The 19,752-nt window shown below is 54.3% G+C and carries 16 protein-coding genes; 6 read left to right on the top strand and 10 right to left on the bottom strand.

Annotated features, from left to right (window positions below; all coding sequences use genetic code 11):
* Positions 1–19 precede the first annotated feature (19 nt).
* The 3 genes from NTX59_07155 to NTX59_07165 all read left to right on the top strand — a co-directional run bounded on the left by NTX59_07155 (position 20) and on the right by NTX59_07165 (position 3,616).
* Positions 20–895 (top strand): hypothetical protein, encoded by an 876-nt coding sequence (locus tag NTX59_07155; GenBank protein ID MCX5785449.1) that lies wholly within the window; start codon positions 20–22, stop codon positions 893–895.
* 123 nt (positions 896–1,018) lie between these two features.
* Complete coding sequence (locus NTX59_07160) at positions 1,019–2,725, top strand: HEAT repeat domain-containing protein (protein MCX5785450.1); 1,707 nt, start codon at positions 1,019–1,021, stop codon at positions 2,723–2,725.
* A gap of 144 nt (positions 2,726–2,869) precedes the next feature.
* A complete protein-coding gene (locus NTX59_07165) occupies positions 2,870–3,616 on the top strand; it encodes a DUF169 domain-containing protein (GenBank protein MCX5785451.1) in 747 nt (248 codons plus the stop codon).
* 91 nt (positions 3,617–3,707) lie between these two features.
* Here NTX59_07165 and NTX59_07170 read toward each other — a convergent pair whose 3' ends face one another.
* The gene (locus tag NTX59_07170) at positions 3,708–4,727 is read right to left on the bottom strand and encodes a hypothetical protein (protein ID MCX5785452.1); all 1,020 of its coding nucleotides are present in this window, start codon (positions 4,725–4,727) and stop codon (positions 3,708–3,710) included.
* 235 nt (positions 4,728–4,962) lie between these two features.
* Between NTX59_07170 and NTX59_07175 the strand changes: the two genes are divergently transcribed.
* The 3 genes from NTX59_07175 to NTX59_07185 are packed head-to-tail and all read left to right on the top strand — an operon-like array spanning position 4,963 to position 6,490.
* Positions 4,963–5,538 (top strand): manganese efflux pump MntP family protein, encoded by a 576-nt coding sequence (locus NTX59_07175; GenBank protein ID MCX5785453.1) that lies wholly within the window; start codon positions 4,963–4,965, stop codon positions 5,536–5,538.
* Between the two features lie 50 nt (positions 5,539–5,588).
* Positions 5,589–6,104, top strand: a complete 516-nt coding sequence (locus NTX59_07180) for a hypothetical protein (protein ID MCX5785454.1) — start codon at positions 5,589–5,591, stop codon at positions 6,102–6,104.
* 50 nt (positions 6,105–6,154) lie between these two features.
* Positions 6,155–6,490: a hypothetical protein gene (locus tag NTX59_07185; protein ID MCX5785455.1), complete on the top strand. Its 336-nt coding sequence runs from the start codon at positions 6,155–6,157 to the stop codon at positions 6,488–6,490.
* Positions 6,491–6,561: 71 nt separating this feature from the next.
* Here NTX59_07185 and NTX59_07190 read toward each other — a convergent pair whose 3' ends face one another.
* From NTX59_07190 to NTX59_07230, 9 genes are all read right to left on the bottom strand, one after another.
* Positions 6,562–8,226: an alpha-amylase family glycosyl hydrolase gene (locus tag NTX59_07190; protein MCX5785456.1), complete on the bottom strand. Its 1,665-nt coding sequence runs from the start codon at positions 8,224–8,226 to the stop codon at positions 6,562–6,564.
* Between the two features lie 86 nt (positions 8,227–8,312).
* On the bottom strand, positions 8,313–9,695 hold the full coding sequence (locus NTX59_07195) for a hypothetical protein (GenBank protein MCX5785457.1): 1,383 nt from the start codon (positions 9,693–9,695) through the stop codon (positions 8,313–8,315).
* Between the two features lie 290 nt (positions 9,696–9,985).
* On the bottom strand, positions 9,986–10,381 hold the full coding sequence (locus NTX59_07200; protein MCX5785458.1) for a hypothetical protein: 396 nt from the start codon (positions 10,379–10,381) through the stop codon (positions 9,986–9,988).
* A 148-nt stretch (positions 10,382–10,529) separates the two neighbouring features.
* On the bottom strand, positions 10,530–12,374 hold the full coding sequence (locus NTX59_07205; GenBank protein MCX5785459.1) for a M3 family oligoendopeptidase: 1,845 nt from the start codon (positions 12,372–12,374) through the stop codon (positions 10,530–10,532).
* 595 nt (positions 12,375–12,969) lie between these two features.
* Entirely contained in the window at positions 12,970–14,721 is a 1,752-nt protein-coding gene (locus NTX59_07210; protein ID MCX5785460.1) for a DEAD/DEAH box helicase, read from the bottom strand.
* A gap of 113 nt (positions 14,722–14,834) precedes the next feature.
* Entirely contained in the window at positions 14,835–15,299 is a 465-nt protein-coding gene (locus tag NTX59_07215; protein ID MCX5785461.1) for a GNAT family N-acetyltransferase, read from the bottom strand.
* A gap of 384 nt (positions 15,300–15,683) precedes the next feature.
* Complete coding sequence (locus tag NTX59_07220; GenBank protein ID MCX5785462.1) at positions 15,684–16,988, bottom strand: DEAD/DEAH box helicase; 1,305 nt, start codon at positions 16,986–16,988, stop codon at positions 15,684–15,686.
* A gap of 65 nt (positions 16,989–17,053) precedes the next feature.
* Positions 17,054–18,274, bottom strand: a complete 1,221-nt coding sequence (locus tag NTX59_07225; GenBank protein MCX5785463.1) for a hypothetical protein — start codon at positions 18,272–18,274, stop codon at positions 17,054–17,056.
* Between the two features lie 16 nt (positions 18,275–18,290).
* The gene (locus tag NTX59_07230) at positions 18,291–19,706 is read right to left on the bottom strand and encodes an MBL fold metallo-hydrolase (GenBank protein ID MCX5785464.1); all 1,416 of its coding nucleotides are present in this window, start codon (positions 19,704–19,706) and stop codon (positions 18,291–18,293) included.
* Positions 19,707–19,752 lie beyond the last annotated feature (46 nt).

Raw genomic sequence — 19,752 nt, forward strand, 5'->3', positions numbered from 1 at the left:
AAACAGTGAATTGCCTTATATGAAAATATGGCTTATAGCCTTTATTCTTTTACTGCCTAAACCGGGCTTTGGCCAGTTTTATGTGGATAACGCCGCGCCTCAGGGCGACGAGCCAATAATTGATTTCTGCTCCCAGGGCAGGTTCCTGATCTTCACCGGAAATTGCTCACTGCCGGAAAAATCAAAATTTAAGGATTCGATAACTTTGAAAGCCTGCACCGATATCCCGGCCTTTCTGAGCCAGGGGCTGGACGCGCTTTACCCTCAGACCAAAACGGAGATATACCAGGACCTGCCGGCCGATTCCGTTTATGAAACGCTCGCAAAACCGTTCGTGCTCGGTTTTTTCTTTATCGGCGAGGGCGACATCAAGGGCGGCTTTGTGACCGGTCCGAAAAAAGAAAAAGTTTATCCGGCCATTGAAGCCTGTATTTCCAAATATGACCTTTATGGCGGGTTCACTTCGCATAGCAAGTATTCGCCGGATGTGGCCGCCCCTGCGGCGCTCCGCGGGCGTATTTTAAGCCGTACGGAGCTGATTTACGGCGGCGCGGGAGCGGCGGCTGCCTCCTGGCCCAAACTCTGCAAGCCGAAGTTAAGTCTGGTTTACCCCACCCGCACTTTTGCCGGCAGGATGAAAAGCGACGCGGCGAAGTTTTTTGAAACGCTGAAGGAAGAGAAGAAGAAGCAGGTGTTGAAAACACTGGAAGGTATTTGTTCCGCCTGCCCTCAGTATATCAAGGCCGGACATCCGCTCGCGCGCCTCTGCCCGCCCAACTCGGATGTGTGTAAAGTTAAAAAGATAATGCCCGGCACCGAACAGTTCATACTTGAAAATTACTGCCTGGCGATACATCCTGAGTATGGAAGCAGTACGGAAAATAAAAGTTATTGAAATAACGGTCAATCTTTAATATATTAGTGTTGTCAGCCCTTTGGGCCGTGCGCCAGGCTGTAAAAGGCCGGATTTAAATTTTGAACTCAAATGTTAGGCGGCACAAAAGTTAAGGAGGGTTAAATGTCTGAAAATGCGAAAGGTTTTACCAGTCACATCAATATGCGCAAGCGCGGGATTTTTATGGCACTCGCCTGTGTTTCTCTGGCTGTTTATTCCGCAACCGAATTACAGGCCGATTCTTACGAGTCAAGAGCGGAGGTTACCCGCCTTACAAAGTCATTGACCGATTCCAACAGCTATAAGCGCAAGGCAGCCATTGTCGCCCTGGGCGCACTGGGCTCCGACGCCAAAACTGCGGTTCCCGACCTTACAAACGCGTTGGGTGATTCTGATACCGATGTGCGCGCATTTGCCGCCGACGCTCTGGGTAAAATAGGCCCCGACGCCAAAACCGCGGTTCCCGAACTTGTAAAGGCGTTAAGCGATTCCAATCCCGATGTCCGCGTGGCGGCGGCCGTTGCCTTGGGTTTAATCGGCCCGGAAGCCAAAACTGCCGTTCCTAAACTTACAAAGCTTTCAAGCTCTTACAATGCCGACATGCGCGGGGAGGCTACTGTCGCCCTGGCTAAAATAGGCTCTAACACTCTTGCCGATCTCATAAAAGCGTTAAGCGATTCCGAGGAAAAGGTGCGCAGCCGCGCTGTTGCCGCCTTGGGCAAAATGGGCCTTGAAGCCAAAACCGCCGTCCCCGAACTTACAAAGGCATTGAGCGATTCCGCCGTCGATGTACGCGCATTAGCCGCCGACGCCCTGGGTAAAATAGGTCCGGAAGCTAAGACCGCCATTGCCGAACTCACAAAGGGATTGGGCGATTTTAATGCGGTGCGCATAAATGCGGCCTGGGCCCTGGGGAAAATAGGTCCTGACGCCGCACCCGCTGTTCCCGACCTTATCAAATCGTTGAGCGATTCTAATGACGAGGTGCGCATAAGTGCGGCCGGCGCCCTGGGGAAAATAGGCCCCGAAGCCAAAACCGCGGTTTCTGAACTCGCAAAATCATTAAGCGATTCTAACAACAAAGTGCGCGAAAACGCGGCCGGCGCCCTGGGGAAAATAGGCCCGGAGGCCAAAAGCGCCGTTCCCGAACTTACAAAGGCGTTGAGTGACTCTAACGATAAACTGCGCAAATTAGCCGCCGGCGCATTAGGTTTAATAGGCCCTGAGGCCAAAGACGCTGTTCCGGAACTCACCAAACTATTGGGCGATCCTAACGATGAGGCGCGCGCGAATGCCGCCGCCGCCCTGGATAAAATAAACCCTAAAGCCGAAACCGCCGTTCCTGAAAGCAAAACCACTGTGAGCGAGGCTGAGGATATTGCGCGCAAAGCGTATGCCCAGGCTCCGGATAAAACAAGTCCTCAAAACAAAGACGCGGTTACCGAACTTATAAAAGCCTTAAGCGATTCTGACATAGGCGCGCGCACAGCTGCCGCCCGCACCCTGGGTAAACTCGGTTCCGGAGCCAAAAACGCGGTTCCTGACCTTGCGCTGGCATTAGGCGATTCCGATGCCGGCGTGCGCAAAGCCGTCGCCCAAGCCCTGGGTAAAATAGGCCCCAAGGCCAAAAGCGCCGTTCCTGAACTTATAAAAGCGTTGAGCGATTCAGATGCCGGCGTGCGCATATTAACCGCCCAAGCCCTGGGTAAAATGGGCACAAAGGCCAAAAGCGCGATCCCTGAACTTAACAAAGCGTTGAACGATTCCGACGCCGGCGTGCGCAAATTTGCCGCCAAAGCCCTGAGTAAAATAAATCCGCCGGCTAAATAGGGGCGGCTGGAAAAGCCAACAGCCCCTTTCAGGTATACAGAATTCAGTAGTCAGAATTCAGGATGGCCTGCTTCTGACTGCTGAATTCTTACTTCTGGCTACCTGAGCAGTTACGCTGACAGAACAATTACGAGGTAAAGCGCTATGGACATGACAGTGAAAAAAAAGTTCATAGAAGAATGGAATAAATATTTTAACGGCGCGGAACTCCCTATCGCTTTTTATTACACCGGCACAGGGGATCGCGCCGAGCTGACAGCGCCGCCATCAGGCCGCCAGTGTATTATCGGAGCGCTGGCAAAAGTCCGCAAAGGCGCCTCTCTTTGCTTTGAAGCGGGTTCTATCGGCTGCGCCGGCGGCAAAAGATACGCCGGATTTACAACGGACCTCGCGCCGAACTTTGAGTATTTCCTGTCATGCGGTATTCCGGACAGGCTTGAAGGCGAGCGCTATAAAAAATCGCCCGAACTGGTCAAAGAGATGCTCGGGGCAGCTTCAAAGTTCACAGCTCCGGCCAAATATATAGTTTTTAAGCGGTTTGACTTTCTGGAGGAATCGGACTCTCCGGACGCGGTCGTCTTCTTCGCGACGCCTGATGTCCTGTCGGGTCTTTTTACTCTCGCGAACTACGATGAAGCGGAACCGAACGGGGTTTTCTGTCCTTTTTGCGCCGGCTGCGGCTCTATTATCCAATACCCCTATCTCGAAAAAGCTTCCGCCCGTCCAAGGGGGGTCATCGGGATGTTCGACGTGTCGGCCAGACCGTATGTACCGAAAGAAACGCTTACGTTCGCGGCGCCGATGAGTAAATTCCTCCGTATGGCCGCTAATATGGAAGAAAGTTTTCTGATAACCCGATCCTGGGATAAAGTGAGAAACAGGCTCGGATAGCCATTTGTAAACCATCGGCCCCGCACCCACAGTCTGCTTGCCAATAAAAAAAGCGCCCCCGCAGTGGGGCGCTTTTTTTGTCAAAGCGGAGCTATTGCCCGTCGTTCACGTAAATGGAACCGCTCAGGCGGCCTCTGCCGTTTAGATAGACGAAGCTGCCGCTGGGCCAGCCGCTGACATTGATGCTGCCGCTCATATTAGCGGAGCCGACATATTTGCCGTCCTGGTAAAACTGCGCGGAAACGTTGGGCCACACGGTTTGGAACACATACTGGTTCGGGTGTATCCACATGGAGGCCGGCACGGTAATGTACGCCTGATTGGACCGGATCTTGCCGGAGGCGTCGCTGAAGGCGGCCGAGCCGGTGAGATTGACGGTGGTATAGCCGCCGTTTTGCGGCACAAAGCCGTTGCCGGTCAGGTTTACGTCGCCGGAAACCTGTACGTACTGGCTGGTTTTCGTCTTGGAGGGCTGAGCGGCGGGGGCTGATTTGTCGGCCTGCACGGCCAGTGCGAACGTGACTACGGCGGCCACGGCGGTTTTTGAATATTGCGTGGTGTCAAAGCTGCCGTTTATTCCGGTCTTGTTTATACTAAGGTTCAGGCCGTAGGAATTAACGTTGAAGGAGAACTCGTCGAAGCTTTTGTACATGGTCAGATTGAGGTATTTGGTCTGGCCGTTTTCAGTCACGTTGCCTGAAATATTATAGTTTCCCCCCCATTCATCCATACTAAGGAACATGCCCGAGCCGCTCAGCTGGTAGTTTGTATTACCGCTTTTGCGTACCGTGGCCCATTGGTAATTATTGTCCACTCTGCAGTTCACGTCGAACTGGCTATCAAAAACTTTGCGGACCGTGACGTCTATTCTCGCCATATAATCCTGCGCTTCCACCTCTTTCATGGAAACATTATTATTGATGTTCATCCAGAGGTTTGTGTATGCCCTGGTCTGCTCGGTTTTTACCGCCGGCTCCGCTTTTTGCGCAACAGGCGCAGGTACGCTTATTTCCTGTTGTTTAATGTCGGAAGCCTTAAGGGAAACAAGATCCAAAGCATAGGCGTTGGGAGCTATAGTAACGGCAAGTATCAGATATAGTATATTTTTCATTATTCACCCCTTAACTTTGCAGAGTCTGTACTTATTAGTATAGCTTACATGAATAGCTTTTTTAAGGGTCCAAAGCCCCCCCGGAGTATGGGTCTAAAGGCCTATACGGCAGCGGATAGGGGCTAGCGGTTAGGGGATTAGGGGATGAATAAGGGACTCCTTCCCTAACCGCTAACCTCTCTCCTCTATTCTCTGGAATTTTAACTCGCCGTCCATTAAATTATACAATCGTATTGTGAAAACATTGGAAATATTGCTGATAGCATTGGGGCTTTCCATGGACGCTTTTGCGGTGGCGGTGGCAAGCGGGGCCGCTATGAAAAAACTGCATCTGCCCAATGCCGTTAAAATGGGGCTTTTTTTCGGCGGCTTTCAGGCGCTGATGCCGGCGCTTGGCTGGCTTGCGGGCCTGCGGCTGAAAAATTTTATTTCAGGTTTTGACCATTGGCTGGCCTTCGGCCTGCTTGGTTTTATAGGCGGGAAAATGATCCATGAGTCTTTCAAAATGAAAGAAGAGCAAACCTGCGGGAGCAAATCCTCCCCCTTTGATACGGGAACCCTTACCCTGCTTTCGATTGCCACCAGTATTGACGCTCTGGCCGTGGGTATCACATTTTCCATGCTGACGGTTTCTATAGCCGGCCCCGCGCTTATAATAGGACTGGTGACGTTCGCTCTTTCTGTTCTTGGCGTGGCGCTGGGCTCAAAAACGGGGCACTTTTTTGAAAACCGGATGGAGGCTCTTGGCGGGCTTATACTGATAGCCATAGGCCTTAAGATCCTGTTTGAACACCTGGGCTTTATCGGCTGAACCGGGATTTTAACTATAGGATATACCGTTAAATTTGTAAACTATTACCGATGAAAACCATCTTGAACTACAGGATTCGGGTTAACACAGGCTGCGCGGTGCTTTTGTTGGCGCTTCTTTCCCCGGGCGCGCATTGTCAGCAGAAAATTGAAAAACGTCTGACTGGCCTTGAAGTCAGGGTGGTCAAGGTGGAAAAACGAGTCACCAGGCTTGAAAGCGGAAAAACCGCCCCACGGGCCTCAGATAAAATACCGCCCAAGCCTATAACGGCGACGTTTATCAAGAAAGAAAATATCATGGGCGGCAACAGGGTGGGCGTGAAGCTTTTTGTGGAACTTGAAAACGTCACGAACCGCCGCTTTGAGTCTTTCAGCGGCAAGATAGTGTTCATGGACGGCAACGGGCAGTTAATTTACGCTAAAAAATATTCCCGCGAAGAAGTGTTTGAGGGCGGGGAAAGAATAACTCTCGCCGTGGCCGTCACCGACAGCCGCATGAAGACCTACCTTAAATTACTGAAAGTAAAAGTGATCACTGCCGATTTTACGGAACAGAAATTCAACTAAGGCTACTGGTTATTACTCAGGGTCACATCTCTATAAAAATTTTGAAACATATGGAAGACTCCGTCACATCGGCTTGCTGGGCCTGCGCCGGGATAATAGCCCCTGAGGACAATTATTGCCGTTTCTGCGGAAAGGGGCAGGGAAAGTGTGTTCCCTGGTATTATAAGCACTGGGGTATAATAACGCTGACGTTATTGGCTATGGGGCCGTTCAGTATTGTTTTTGTTTGGAAATCTCCGCTTTTGTCCCGCCGGGCCAAATGGGCGTATACAGTCGTGATAGCGGCTCTGACATGGTATATAGTGTCGAAGATCTACGGTTTCTGGTGCATGCTGTCCGGGATGCTGAACCCCGTGATGTATCCTGGCAGCATATTGGGAATTTAAGCTAAAAAATAAACGACCTTAGCCTTTTCCGGTTTATCCCGCACTTTGGGCTGTCGGAAAAAGTGCGGGGTTTACTTTGCCGGCGGGACCAGCTTTTGGGCCTCAGCTTCTATCTTCTGAATATCTTCCGCGGTTTTTGCCTGCGGCCGGTCAAATCTATAGCTTTCAGGCATTTTCCATGGCTCGCCCCGGACAACGCCGCTTGTAAGGGCGCGCAGTCCGTGGGCCGGAATAGTGATCGTGAACCTGCCTTTCCCCCTCTTGCCGGCGACAGTGAAGGTCTCGCCGCTATAAAGGTCGATGTAATTGCCCGGAGGCAGAACGCTCAAAGTGACAGAGGCCCCGTTCTGCTCCTTATTCAGGAACACGAAAACAGATTCTCCGTTATATTCGCGCTTAAAAACATACTGGTCCTTTGAACCGTACAGCCGGGTCTGAACGCCCTTCTGTAAAGCGGGGTTCGCGCGCCGCACGGCATTGAGCTTTTGCAGATGAAGATAGACCGGGTTCGTTTTTGAGGCTTTTATTCCGTCCACTCCCAGGTATTTTCTGTTATCCGGGTCGCTGCCCCCCACCATCTGCACTTCGGTGCCGTAATAAACGCAGGGGATGCCGCGCGCGGTAAAATAAAAATTCAGCCCGTCAAAATACTGCTCGGTCGTTGCCGAACTGCCGTCCCAGCCGGGGCCGTTGAACCGGGGTTTGTCGTGATTGTCCAGGAAAGTCACCAGGTAAGTGGCGTCCTTGTATTTGGGGTCGTTCCTCAGGACATTGTCCACCTGATTGTAATCCCCGCCCTTGAACACCTGTTCAAACTGGCCCCACGAGCTCATGGCGGAGCCCGGCATGTCCAGCACGCTCATGGCCGAGTTCATCGGGTCGCCGGGAGCGAGGTTCGTGTAGCTGGCCAGCCAGTTGAAATCGCCGTTGGTCCACACCTCGCCGAACATAAAAAAATCCTTCCGGTTCTTGTGCATTTCGCCGGTGAAAGTCTTCCAGAATTCCGGCTTCATCCAGGCTACGGTGTCTATCCTGAAAGCGTCCACGCCCATGTTCTGATAACCCTTGTAGATGTCCACCAGCCATTGCGCTGTTTCCGGATTATCTTCGTTAAGGTCCAAAAGGTCCGCCACGGTGGGTCCGCCGTGATGGAACCAGTTCTGTTTGTCGTCGTAGAAATCAAACATCTTCCCGAGGCCGAAAACCTTGCCCCTGCTGTTATGCCATTGTATGGACGGATTCGTGTCTACGCCGTGGCCGTGGTTCGGCACTATATCCTGTATCAATTTCATCCCCTTGGCGTGCACGGCGCTGATAAGGTCCGCGTAAGAAACATCCTTTGATTCCAGGTGCTGGTCTATCTTTGAAAAATCCCAGCCCCAGTAACCGTGATACCCCGCCGCGTCATAGGAGCCGCTTGAGTTCATATACCTGCCGGGAGGCTGCATAACAGGCGGGGTAATCCAGACAGCCGTGAATCCCATGTCCTTAATATGGTCCAGGTTTTGTATCAGTCCTTTAAAGTCGCCTCCCTGATAGTATTTCAGGTTCCCCGGCTGGTATTCATCGCCGTAAATGTTGTTATTGGCCTTGTCGCCGTCCACGAATCTGTCGGTCATAACGAAGTAAATGGTTTCGTCCCGGAAGTCCCATTTATTGGCGCGAGCGTCTTTTGAAAAAGCGGGAGCAAGAAAGCCCGCAAGCGATAATAAAACCAGCAGCGCTTTGTTTTTCATTCATTCACCCCTGATCCGCGATATGCAGATTATTCTATTATATTTGACAGCCTTTCGAACTCTCCATAATGACAGATAGAATATTTTCACTTTTTTCCTACGGCGATGTCCTTCAGCTGTTTGAAGGCGGGAGAACCGCCGGCGCTTGCAGAAACCGGCTCTGATTTGGCCTGCCGCATGGCTTTGAGAGCGAGGTCAAGAGCGGCGGAGGATTTCTGCGCCCAGGCGGTGTTGTTCCAGAACCAGTAGCAGCTGGTCTCGGCCATGGCGAAATAATCCCAGGCCAGGGCTTTCTGCTGTTCCGGGGCAGCGGCCTGAAGGGCGGTCAACTGCTGCCTGACCTGGTTGACTTTGTCCCACATCTGCTTGTGCACCGCGCTGCTGTCCCAGGTTGAAAGGTCTATGTGCGCGCCACCGACTCCCCAGGAACCGCGCTCTACCGCAATGACGTCGGAAGGAGTATAGACGTTTTTGAGATATTCGGATATCGTGGCCAGCTTTACCCAGCTGTTCTGCGGGGCCTTCAGCGCGTCCAGAAGATTGGGCCAGAACCAGTCGTAGTAGCCGCCGCCCGCCTGCCTCATCCAGCCGTTGTCTCCGTCGGTGACTATTACTACAAGGAAAGGCCTTGCGGGGTCGGTGTTCCATTTCTGTATCTGGGCCAGCTGTTGAAGAAGATAATCCGAGCTTATGCCGTCGCTCTGATTGGAGCCCAGCCAGTGTTCGCGCGGTATCACGATGAATTTTACTCCGCCGGAATCGGAAAGATGCGGCCTGAAAGCGGCCTCCGAGTATTCCCTGCTCCATTTATCCTTGTTCGGCAGGTTCATAATATGGAAACTGTCGAACAGCGACCATTGAAAGCCCAACTCCTTAAGCCAGGGAGTTATTGAAGTGTCAAAAGCAATTTCAGGCGGGAAGAAGCCTTTTGGAACGGTCTGAAAGCGGTCCTGGACCACCGGCAGCAGTTTTTTTACCTGCAGCTCCGCGTCCTGTTTGGTTATAAGCGGGAAGATGGGATGATAATAACCGTCCGATATCATCTCAAGGCGGCCGGTCTTTACCGCGGTTTTATAATCGTTCCATATTCCGTCAAGCGGTGTGCCTTTTGAATTAAAGCCGTTCTTCGCCAGAAAATCCAGCTGTTCTATAAGCGAGCCGGTGAAATGCACGGTGAGTTTGGCTTCGGGGTTGTTGTTTATTATGGTCGCGGGCCTGCGGTAGCAGAAGCCGGTTTCGTCAAATACCTGCCTGACGCTGAAGTTTGAATCCGGGTCGGTGTTCATGTTGAAGTAATCCCAGTTGATGGGAACGCCGGGATTATAGATAGGCTGGTGCATATGCAGAACGAACGCCAGATACAGCGGCACCTGAGGCGCGCTTTGGGCGGAAGCGCCGGTTAACGGCAGGATGGAAAATAGAGCCAGCGGGAAAAGCAGCGATTTTTTTATGGTATTTGTTACACGCATTCACAAACCTCCAGTCCGTAAATTATGAACAGCCGGAAGAAGCCCCTTTAAGAAGCCGACTGCGCTGAATACTCGCGCACGGCAGCTATTATTGCAGCCGGCATTATGCCGTTTATTTTTTTATAGTTTTCCCCCTATATTTACCCAATAGTCTAGCCTGCGCCTTGATCGAAGTCATGGGCCATCGGTCCTACTCACCCGCTGTTTTTGGACCTACTTTATGAAGAAAGGCTGAAGGCTGAAGACTGAAGGGTGAGGCAAAAAACATCAGTCGTCAGCCGGAAGCGGGTTTATGGATCGATTGCGGCGATCTCATAAGGCCACTTCAGGGGACCTGTTATCGTTGCCATCCCGCCGTTGACCGGCATGGATGTGAAATCGCTCGTTGGCAGCGACACGTAGATATAATGGTTGCCTTCGCGGCCCTTGGAGTCTATTTCGTAGAGGTTGAGCCTGGTGCAGGGGACCTTATGGCCGTTGACCGTTTTAGTGCCCGAGTGGACATTAGCGACCATGCCCGTCACCTGTACTTCCGTGCCTACATACAGCTTTGAGTTGGCGTGGACGGCAGCCACTGTTAAAGCTGTCTGGGCCCGCACTCCGATGAGGATGAAGAAAACTATGGCTCCCGACAGCCCGCCGATGAGGGCGGTCTTGTACCATGGAATTGAGACTTTTGTTTTCATGAGACCTCCAGTACGATTTATGCGACCATTTTCAGGGGACATAAACAATTTAGCGTGAACTTTTCTCCGATACGAGTTCCACTACTTCACCTAAAAGTTGCTGAAACACGCTGCTACCCACTATGATAATAAAAAAAACCGGGGGCGTTTACAACTTGTGCGCGCTTCCGGAGCAGACGGGGACGCGCGCGGCGGCAAGGAGTTTTTTGTAGCGCGCAAGCGGTTCCTGAAGGCCTTTTATTGAAGCCTCCCAGAAGGCGGGGCTGCCGAGATCGGCGCCAAGGCTGCGCCGGGCCACGTTTTCCACGGTATCCGAGCCGGTCAGCCGCAGGAAGGCCTCGTATTTAGGCAGGAAGGACGGGCCTTCGGCCTTGAATTTTCTGAAAAGCGTGGCCGCAAGCAGGAAGCCGAAGGTGTAAGGAAAGTTATAAAAAGACACGCCGGTCATATAAAAATGCAGTTTTGAGGCCCAGAACAGCGGGTCTTCCCCGCCTGGCTCAAGCGCGTCACCGAAAACGCGCCGCTGGGCGGAAGTCATAAGTTCTTTCAGACGCGCCACTGAAACTTCACCTTTGCGCCGTTCTTCGTGGAAGGCCTTTTCAAACTCAAAGCGCACGGTTATATCCAGTATGGTGACGGCCGCTCCGGTAAGGTATTCGTCCAGCATCATGAGTTTTTGCGTATCGCTTACTTCAGGGTCGGCCTGCACGCCCTCGGCCAGTATATGTTCGCCGAAAATGGAAGCTGTTTCGGCCAGCGTCATGGGGTATTCCCTGGCCCAGGGCCGCATTTCCTTCAGCAGGTGGCTGTGCCAGGCGTGCCCGATTTCGTGCGCTATCGTGTTCACGTCGCCCAGCGAACCGTTGAAGGTCATGTAAACCTGCTGCTCCCCGGTTAAATTTGAACCGGTACAAAAAGCGCCGGGCCGCTTGCCGCCGCGCGACTCGGACTCAAGGCGGCGATGCGCGAGGAAGTCCTTATAGTAGCGGGCGAGTGCCGGATAAGACTGATTAAAAGCCGCCGAAACTTTGGCGGAGCCCTCTTCCCAGGTATAGAGTTTGGAATCTTTCATCGGCAGGGGAGCCTCGCGCTCGAAGAAGGCTATTCCCTTGCGGTCCATAGCTCCGGCTTTAACGCGCAGTATCTCGCGCACGGAATCTATGTTCCTGTATACCGCCGCGTACATGGCGTCAAGGGTGCCGCGCTTTATGCCGGAGCCGAAAAGCGCCTGATCCAAAAAATGTTTTATCCCGCGATGCCGGTAAAGGGTAAGCCGTGTGCCTGAAATGGCGTTTAAGGCGGCTGCGCAAGTGTCTTCTATGCCGGCCCAGGCAATGTTTCCCCCCTCAAAAGCGGCGCGGCCCACCTTGCGGTCCGCGTCCGACATAAGGGCGCGCCAGCGCGAGACGGGCAGGCGTTCTTTGCGCCCGTCGGGCCAGACCATGTCGAACTGAAGTTTGCCTGAAATTTTGCTGTAGAGCCGGTCCCAGGACTGAAAACCGTCCACGCCAAGGTCGGCCGCCAGTTTTTCCTCGGTCGGGCCCATGGTGTGTTTCGCCTGCTCGCGCACGCGAGCGAGGGAATGCCGCACTGGCGCGAGTTTTTCGCGCTTTGTAAAAGCGGTAAAAATATTTCCAGGGACATTCTTGAAAGCCCGCAGCAGGTCCACTCCGAATTTTGCATATTCCGCCGCGAGCGAGTATAGTTTTGCGCTTTCAGCTGAGTATTCCTCATTGTCCGCGTGAGCGGATTCAAGGCAGGTTACGTAGGAAATAATATGGCCCAGCCGGGTTTCAACATTTTCTGCAGTAAGCAGAAGCTTTTCCCAGTCAGCGGCGGTTTTTGCCGAGAGCGGGGCCAGTTTTGCCGCTTTTTTCTGCAGCGCGGCCACGTCGGCCGCCAGTTTTTTCTTAAACTTGAGCATTTCAGGCCCGTTGAATTCAGGGAAATAACTTTTAAGGTCCCATCGCACTCCCTGCGTTATAATTGTCATGTAATGTCCCTTTGCGGTAATCTTTCAGTACATATAATACAATACTCCCCCGTCCGAAGAAAGTCCATAACAAAACAAAATCGCCCGACTGCTACTAACTTCCGCAATGAGACCCCCTGCTGTTTAAGCGCGATTTATGAAAACTTGGCGGGTGGTTATGTTGGGGGCGGTTGGTGTTAAATAAGTCGCGATTCACTATTTGGAGCGGGTGGCGGGGGAGCTGGGTTAGCAAAACCGTCCGGAGGCCGAGACTTGCATAAGCGGCGAGGCCGAGGAACGGAAGGGCGGGCACGGTGAGGTCCGGCTTTAGGCCGTCTGATGGGCATAGCCCGTGAAACGGCACGGCCATAGGCCAGAGCGAAGCATAATTATGCTTCGCGTCCGGGCCGCAAGGGCGGAGGCGGTTCCCTGCGCAGCAGAACCGCCGAGCCGGGGTCGCGGAAAACAGCTATGCGGTTTATCCGTGACTGTCCCGACCCTGGTTTTGCGTTCCAGTCGCCCGACAGGACCCGCGAACCCTAAATTTGGCTGCGAGAACACCCAAAACCCAGCATGCTATCGTCGTGAGGACCTTTTATTTTCGGAGAGGGCAATTTCAATCCAGGTAATCGTCTTTCTTTTTTTTCATGAAGCGGGCGAACCAGCTTCCCGGCGCCGGTTTTTTTTGCTGTTCCTGGCGGGGCTGTTGCCCTTGGCGTTGTCCGCCGGACTGCCATTCCGGACGCATGCGGCTTCCGCCCTGGCCGCGGTTGCGGCGGGCAGGCGGGCGCGGGCCGTGCGGGCGGCCATGGCTGCGCGGTTCGTCAAAATAAGGGGAAGCCTCAACACGGTGCCCGCCCGGCGCGGTAAACCTGAAATTTCCGCTTTGATCTCTGCCCCGCGCTTTTGGGGCAATCTGTTGGTGTGTGGGGTTATAAACGGGGCGACCAGCCCTGCTTTCTGTGCCAAAAGTGCGGGGCCTGCTCCGCTCGTTTGGAGCGTTATGCGGGCGTGTGTAATTATGGGCGGGGCCTGACTGCCGGCGATAAGGCGCCGCCGGGGTCCTTGTATTGTCCGAAGGCCTGCGCTGTCCCTGATATTGAGGAGCCCTTTTTTGAAAGTGGCTTTGTGCCGGCGGTCGCGGGGGATTGGGCCGCTGCGCAGGTTTTGAAACGGGCGCCGACGGATTTAATTGTATGACCGGGGCTTTGGGTTTCGCCGGAGTGCGGGCAATCGGAGCGAGTTTCGGCAGAGGCAAAACGGGCAGTATAGTCCGGAGAAGCCGTTCTATGGCTTTCAGGTCGCCGCGCTGGTCGGGCGTGGCGAAAGAAATGGCGTGGCCGGGCTGGCCCGCCCGGCCGGTGCGGCCTATGCGATGAACATAATTTTCATTTTCGTCCGGCAGGTCGTAGTTTATTACCAGCTCGATGCCGATAACGTCTATGCCGCGGGCGGCAATATCCGTGGCCACCAGCACGCGGTAGCGGCCAGTTTTAAATCCGTCCAGGGCCTCCTTCCGCTGGTTAAGGGAACGGTTGGAATGGATTTCCGCCGCGTTGTAGCCGCTTTCGCGGATGTTCTGCACTATCCTGTGAGCGCTGCGCTTGGTGCGCACGAAAAGAAGAACGCTGCCGCCGTATTGCCCTAAAATAGTGGTAAGCAGCGCCGCCTTTTCGGCTTTTGAAACCATGAAAACTTCCTGTTTTGTCTTTTCTATCGCGGTGCCAGGCCTGGCTACTTCCACTCTGAGAGGCAGTTTCATGCGGGCGGCGGCGAGCTTCATTATCCCGTCGGGCATGGTGGCCGAGAACAGCATTGTCTGGCGGTCTTTGGGCACCTGCTCAAGTATGCGGTTTATCTGCGGGGCAAAGCCCATGTCGAACATGCGGTCCGCTTCGTCCAGTATGAGCACGCAGACATCGTCAAGGCGCACGGTGCGCTGCTGCATGTGGTCGATAAGCCGGCCGGGCGTGGCTATTATCACGCGCGGTTTTTTGCGCAGGTCCTGCTGCTGGCGGCTTATGGACTCTCCGCCGATTATCACGGAAGTCTGGATACCCGCGAGCGAAGCGAATTGTTTAAACACCTCGTTTACCTGCAAAGCCAGTTCCCGGGTCGGGACAAGAACAAGGCCCCTGCCTTTAAGTCCCGCCAGGCGCTGAAGCACGGGTATGGCAAACGCTATGGTCTTGCCCGTGCCGGTCTGGGCGATGCCCACAAGATCCTTTCCTTCAAGGGCGGGCGGGATGGCTCTTGCCTGTATGGGCGTGGGCGTTTTAAACTTCAGCGCGTCAAGCGCGGCTAAAAGTTTAGGGGCTATTCCAAGCCCGTAGAAACCTGCTGAATCGTTTTTTTCGTTTTCGGTCATAATTAAGCGGCAAATACTAAGCAAGCAAATAGCAAATAGTTAATAGTGAACATTAAAGTTTCTCCGGCTGCTACTATTCGCCATTTGCTTTTATCTTTCCACCTGAACAGTTCCTAAGGGTTCAGTTTCCGCAGCAGCTCGGCGGTGACTATAAGGCGATAGCTGTTGAGAGCGGCCGGAGTGCTGTTGCGGCCCTTGGGGGACACTTTTTCAAAGCCGAAGCGCAAATGACAGCAGGTGGTCACTAAATTCCCGTCCTCGCAGGCGTACCATATTTCCCTGGCCCCGTTTTCAATGGCGTAGCGGATGCGCGACGCCGTAAGGGCCTTGGCTATGCCGCGCTCTCTCCATTCAGGTTTTACCCGCAGACCGTCCAGCGTCCACCGCGAGCGCTTTTTATAAACTACCGAGTGTCCCACTATACCGCCGCCGCAATAGGCCGCGAAATAGGCGTGGGGCATGGCAAGGGTGGGCTTTGGCGGAGGAGAATCGCGGTAAAAGGCGTCAAACTGCTTTTTCCACGCCGCGTCTTCCACGGCCACCCTGCGTATTTCCACTATTTCTTTTTCCGGTTTCATAACTTAAGTATAGCGGCCCCCGGCCTTAAACGGCTGTGTCAACGGCTCTATTTTGCTTTGGGCCTTTAGGGCCCGCAACAGAATAATATGAGCATTTGGAGGCCCAGATTTGAGCCGGATGCAAGGCGCGACGAGGGAGCATAGCGGTGTCTATGTGACTGAGGAGCAACGCGGCAGCCGGTTCAAAGATGGGCCTCCCCCTGGGGGCTGGCCGCTTTTGGGCTGCGCCTTTGCGGCGTTCCGCTAACGTACATGTAGTACGCGTCGCTTCACGCCGCTTCGGCTCGCTCCAAAATCGACTCAGCCAAATGTCCATATTATTCTGTTGCGGGCCCCTTAGCTCATGTGTAGTGGGGCCAACGGCTCTTGCGGCTCACTAAAAGGCTATTTTGTTCTGTACATGCTGCGGCGCTTCATGCGGAAGCTGGTGGGCAGGTTTTTGGGGCTTGCTCCGCCTCCGCCTCCCCTGAAACCTCCCCGCCCGCCGGTGTTCTTGGACTGGGGAGGCAGGCCTATCAGCTTCGCGGCTGGAATTTCGGGATGGGATACTATATTGATCTGCATTCTTATGAGTCGTTCAATATTGCGCAGGTCTGTTTCCTGTTCGGGGGTCACGAACGAAATGGCGTGGCCCGCCTTACCGGCGCGGCCGGTGCGGCCTATACGGTGCACATAGCTTTCATCGTCGTCGGGCAGGTCGTAATTCAGCACTATTTCTATGCCTACTACATCTATGCCGCGCGCGGCTATGTCGGTGGCCACCAGAATGCGGTATTTGCCGGTTTTAAATCCCTCAAGGGCTTCTTTGCGCTGGCCCAGAGTGCGGTCGGAATGAATTTCCGCCACGCTGTGGCCCATGTCGCGGATATCGCGTGTGATGTCGCACGCGTTATATCGGGTGCGCACGAACAGCAGCACGGTGCCCCAATACTTATCCAGCAGCTTTGAAAGCAAAGCCGGCTTGAGGCCGCGGTTGACCACATAAACTTCCTGCACGACATTTTCCACCACGGTGCCGGAGCGGGCCACTTCCACGCGGGTGGGAAGCTTCATGTATTTGGCGGCGAGTTTCATTATTTCATCCGGCATGGTGGCGGAGAACAGCATGGTTTGGCGTTCTTTCGGCACATATTGCAGTATGCGGTTTATCTGAGGGGCGAATCCCATGTCGAACATACGGTCGGCTTCATCCAGAACCAGCACCTGAACGTCATCCAGTTTTACCGTGTTCTGCTGAACATGGTCGAGCAGGCGGCCGGGAGTGGCCACAATAACGCGCGGTTTCTTTTTAAGGGCGGTAAGCTGGCCGGAGATGTTTTCCCCTCCTATAAGCACCACGGAGGTCATTCCCAGAAGCGGAGCGAATTGTTTATACACTTCGTTCACCTGTATGGCCAGTTCGCGCGTGGGCACAAGTATCAGCCCCTTGCCCGGCTTGGCGGCCAGCGTCTGTATCATCGGAATGGCGAACGCTATGGTTTTGCCGGTACCGGTCTGGGCTATGCCGACCATGTCGTTGCCCGAACAGGCTATCGGTATGGCTTGTTTTTGTATGGGGGTGGGTTCCACGAATTTCATACGGTCAAGGGCTTCAAGGAGCTTCGGGGCTATGCCCAGCCCGTAAAAGCCCGGAACCGGAACGGAAACCTTGGCTTTTCCTTTCATCATCGAGATAAATCTTTTAATCATATATTACATGATTATACATAATTTCGTGAGGATGGTTATGGGAGGCTGATTTGCCGATTTGCGGGCTAAAAGGCAAGCGAAGCGCCGGCGTAGCCGTAAAAACCTGAGTGGGAAGGATATCCCAGCAGATAACCTTTTGTCTTATATGCGGCCTTTGCGCTCAGCCCGAGCGAGCGGTATAGCGGCATATCCGCCTTTAACTGGAAATTCCGCCCGCTCGCGCGCAAAGGCAGCTGCGGATCTTTTGCCCCGGGAAAGGTCCAGATATCCAGCGCCGGGGTCAGCTTAAGGCCTGCCAGATCAACAGGGCCGAATTCCGCTCCGCCCCCTTTTATTTCACCTTCGGGGGTTTTGCCTGTCCGGTAGTAAAGCGAAAGCAGTCTGCCCTTTCCCCCGAGGAAGATATAATAATAGTTCTCAGGGCCCGAAGGTGTCAGGCTGGCTTTAGGCGCGAAAGCGGCCCCGATCCCCCCTCCCAGGGGGAGCATGGGCGCCGGGGCGTCGCGCCCGCCTGTCAGGAAATAATGGGCCCACACGTAAAACAGCCAATAAAAACAGGGGTCGAACTTCATGGCGCGGTCCAACGACCGGCGGCTTTTGCCGGCATAGCTTTCAGTGAGACCCACTGACGCGCCGTAACGGGTCCTGAAATTACGCAGCCATGAGGTTCCGTCTCCGCCCTCAGTCCTTGCGGGATCCAGCCCGTCCTTCAGATAGGATAGGTCCGAATAGGCGGCGCGAAAAATACCGGAATCGTAAACTTTCATCCTGCCCGAGCGGTATATCTCCTTTTCGGCGTCAAGCAGGTAAAGCTGGCTGGCTCCCGCGCCGGCGGCCAGCCAGAGCTGCTTTTGCTCATAAGTTCCAAGCGCCGTAAGTTTGTCGGAAATGGCATAACTGGGGCGGGGATCGGAAACGAACCAGGACCAGCCGTATCGGGCGTCTTTGTAGCCGAATTCCCGTATAACCGAGCCGTGACCGTAATACTCGTGTATTATTTTTTCCGGAGAGGGCAGCAGCAATATTGAGGCGGGCAGGTTGAGGGGCCGCAGGAACCAGCGGGAATGCACGCCCGCTTTCAGGGCGGCGTAATCATAGCCGTCGTTAAGCAGGGCTTCGGCGGCCGACAGGGTAACCGCGCCGGATTCCATGGAACCATTACCGGACGGGTCGTAGACAAAACGATAGGTTTGGGAAGCGCCGGCGGGCGGGAGCCCCAAGAAAACGAGCAGGAGCGCCGCCCCGATGGCCGCTGACATTCTACGGCATTTTTCCTGCCCGCTCATGCGTTCATTATCCGGGTTAAGCCAGATTAAAGGTTTCCCCCATTTGCGGACAAAAAACATTTTTAAAACCTTCTTCCCCCAGTTTGGCGGACAGAGCGCCGCGCGCCTCATCGTCGCCGTGCACCAGGAAAATTTTTTTCGGCGCGGGCTTCATGGCTTTTATAAAAGCAAGCAGATCGTTCTTGTCGGCGTGGGATGAGAAACTGTGCAGGGTTTCCACATTGGCCCACACTTCGTGTTCAAGGCCGAAAATCCTGACCTTTGCCGCGCCGTCCTGCAGGCGGCGGCCCAAAGTGCCTTCCGCCTGATAGCCGACCAGCAGCACCGTGGTGTTTTCTTTTTCTATGTTGTTGCGCAGGTGATGCAGCACGCGCCCGCCTTCGCACATCCCCGAGGCGGAAATTATGATCATTGGGCCGGGCTTATAGTTAAGCGTCTGCGACTCCTCCTTGCTGCGCAGGTAGCGTATATAATCAAAGCCGAAAGGGTCGCCGTCCGCGCGGGCGTAATCGCGGAACTTTTCGTCAAAGCAAAAATCCTCCCGGTGTTTGTTGAAGATCTCGGTGAGGCTTGTCGTCATGGGGCTGTCAACGTATACGGGGATATCCGGCGCGCCTTTAGAACGGCGCAGCTTGTCCAGTATGAAGATTATTTCCTGGGAACGCTCAAGCGCGAAGCTGGGAATTATTATTTTCCCGTTTTCCTTTACGGCGCGCCTTATCGCATCGGCAAGTTTGTCTTCAGCGTCGCCAAGCGGCTCGTGCAGGCGGTCGCCGTAGGTGCTTTCTATAACCAGGCAGTCCACGCCTTCCGGCGGCACGGGCGCCTCCATAAGGAGTGTTTCCGGGCGGCCAAGATCCCCGGTGTAAAGCAGGCGCCGCCGCCCCGCGGGGCCGTCAATGTCAAGCTGCGACATGGCCGAGCCCATTACATGGCCGGCGTTAAGAAATCTGGCGGATACGCCCGGGATCGGCGCGAACTCCGCGTTACACTCGATCGGGCGCAGATGAGACAGCGCTTTATCGGCGTCTTCCTCAGTGTAAAGCGGTTCTATCGTCAGGCCTTCGGCTGCGTGTATTTTGTTGTAGAACTGCGCGTCCCCCTCCTGCAGGCGGGCGGAATCGGCCAGCATTATGGCGGTAATCTCGGCGGTGGCGGGGGTGGCGTATAGCGGGGCGTCGCAGCCGTTGCGGTAAAGAAGGGGCAGCAGGCCGCAGTGGTCCACATGGGCGTGGCTTAGCATGACCGCGTCCACCGAGGCGGGCGGAAAACGGAAAGTGCGGTTCTTTGAGTCCGCGTCCGAGCGGTGGCCCTGGAACATGCCGCAGTCAAGCAGCAGGCTTTTGCCGTTAACTTCCAAAAGGTGCCGTGAGCCGGTAACTTCCCCCGCCGCGCCGTGAAAACTTATAGTGAGCTTATTGTCCGTGGTCATTTTTTCCTGCCTTTGGTGCCGGTGGTCTCTGACGCTGTCATCCGGC

The organism is Elusimicrobiota bacterium (assembly GCA_026388155.1).
Lineage (GTDB): Bacteria > Elusimicrobiota > Elusimicrobia > Elusimicrobiales > UBA9959 > UBA9634.

Coding starts and splice junctions, on each gene's coding strand:
- NTX59_07155 (MCX5785449.1), top strand. CDS start 20: ATGAAAATATGGCTTATAGCCTTTATTCTTTTACTGCCTAAACCGGGC.
- NTX59_07160 (MCX5785450.1), top strand. CDS start 1,019: ATGTCTGAAAATGCGAAAGGTTTTACCAGTCACATCAATATGCGCAAG.
- NTX59_07165 (MCX5785451.1), top strand. CDS start 2,870: ATGGACATGACAGTGAAAAAAAAGTTCATAGAAGAATGGAATAAATAT.
- NTX59_07170 (MCX5785452.1), bottom strand. CDS start 4,727: ATGAAAAATATACTATATCTGATACTTGCCGTTACTATAGCTCCCAAC.
- NTX59_07180 (MCX5785454.1), top strand. CDS start 5,589: ATGAAAACCATCTTGAACTACAGGATTCGGGTTAACACAGGCTGCGCG.
- NTX59_07185 (MCX5785455.1), top strand. CDS start 6,155: ATGGAAGACTCCGTCACATCGGCTTGCTGGGCCTGCGCCGGGATAATA.
- NTX59_07190 (MCX5785456.1), bottom strand. CDS start 8,226: ATGAAAAACAAAGCGCTGCTGGTTTTATTATCGCTTGCGGGCTTTCTT.
- NTX59_07195 (MCX5785457.1), bottom strand. CDS start 9,695: ATGCGTGTAACAAATACCATAAAAAAATCGCTGCTTTTCCCGCTGGCT.
- NTX59_07200 (MCX5785458.1), bottom strand. CDS start 10,381: ATGAAAACAAAAGTCTCAATTCCATGGTACAAGACCGCCCTCATCGGC.
- NTX59_07205 (MCX5785459.1), bottom strand. CDS start 12,374: ATGACAATTATAACGCAGGGAGTGCGATGGGACCTTAAAAGTTATTTC.
- NTX59_07210 (MCX5785460.1), bottom strand. CDS start 14,721: ATGACCGAAAACGAAAAAAACGATTCAGCAGGTTTCTACGGGCTTGGA.
- NTX59_07215 (MCX5785461.1), bottom strand. CDS start 15,299: ATGAAACCGGAAAAAGAAATAGTGGAAATACGCAGGGTGGCCGTGGAA.
- NTX59_07220 (MCX5785462.1), bottom strand. CDS start 16,988: ATGATTAAAAGATTTATCTCGATGATGAAAGGAAAAGCCAAGGTTTCC.
- NTX59_07225 (MCX5785463.1), bottom strand. CDS start 18,274: ATGAGCGGGCAGGAAAAATGCCGTAGAATGTCAGCGGCCATCGGGGCG.
- NTX59_07230 (MCX5785464.1), bottom strand. CDS start 19,706: ATGACCACGGACAATAAGCTCACTATAAGTTTTCACGGCGCGGCGGGG.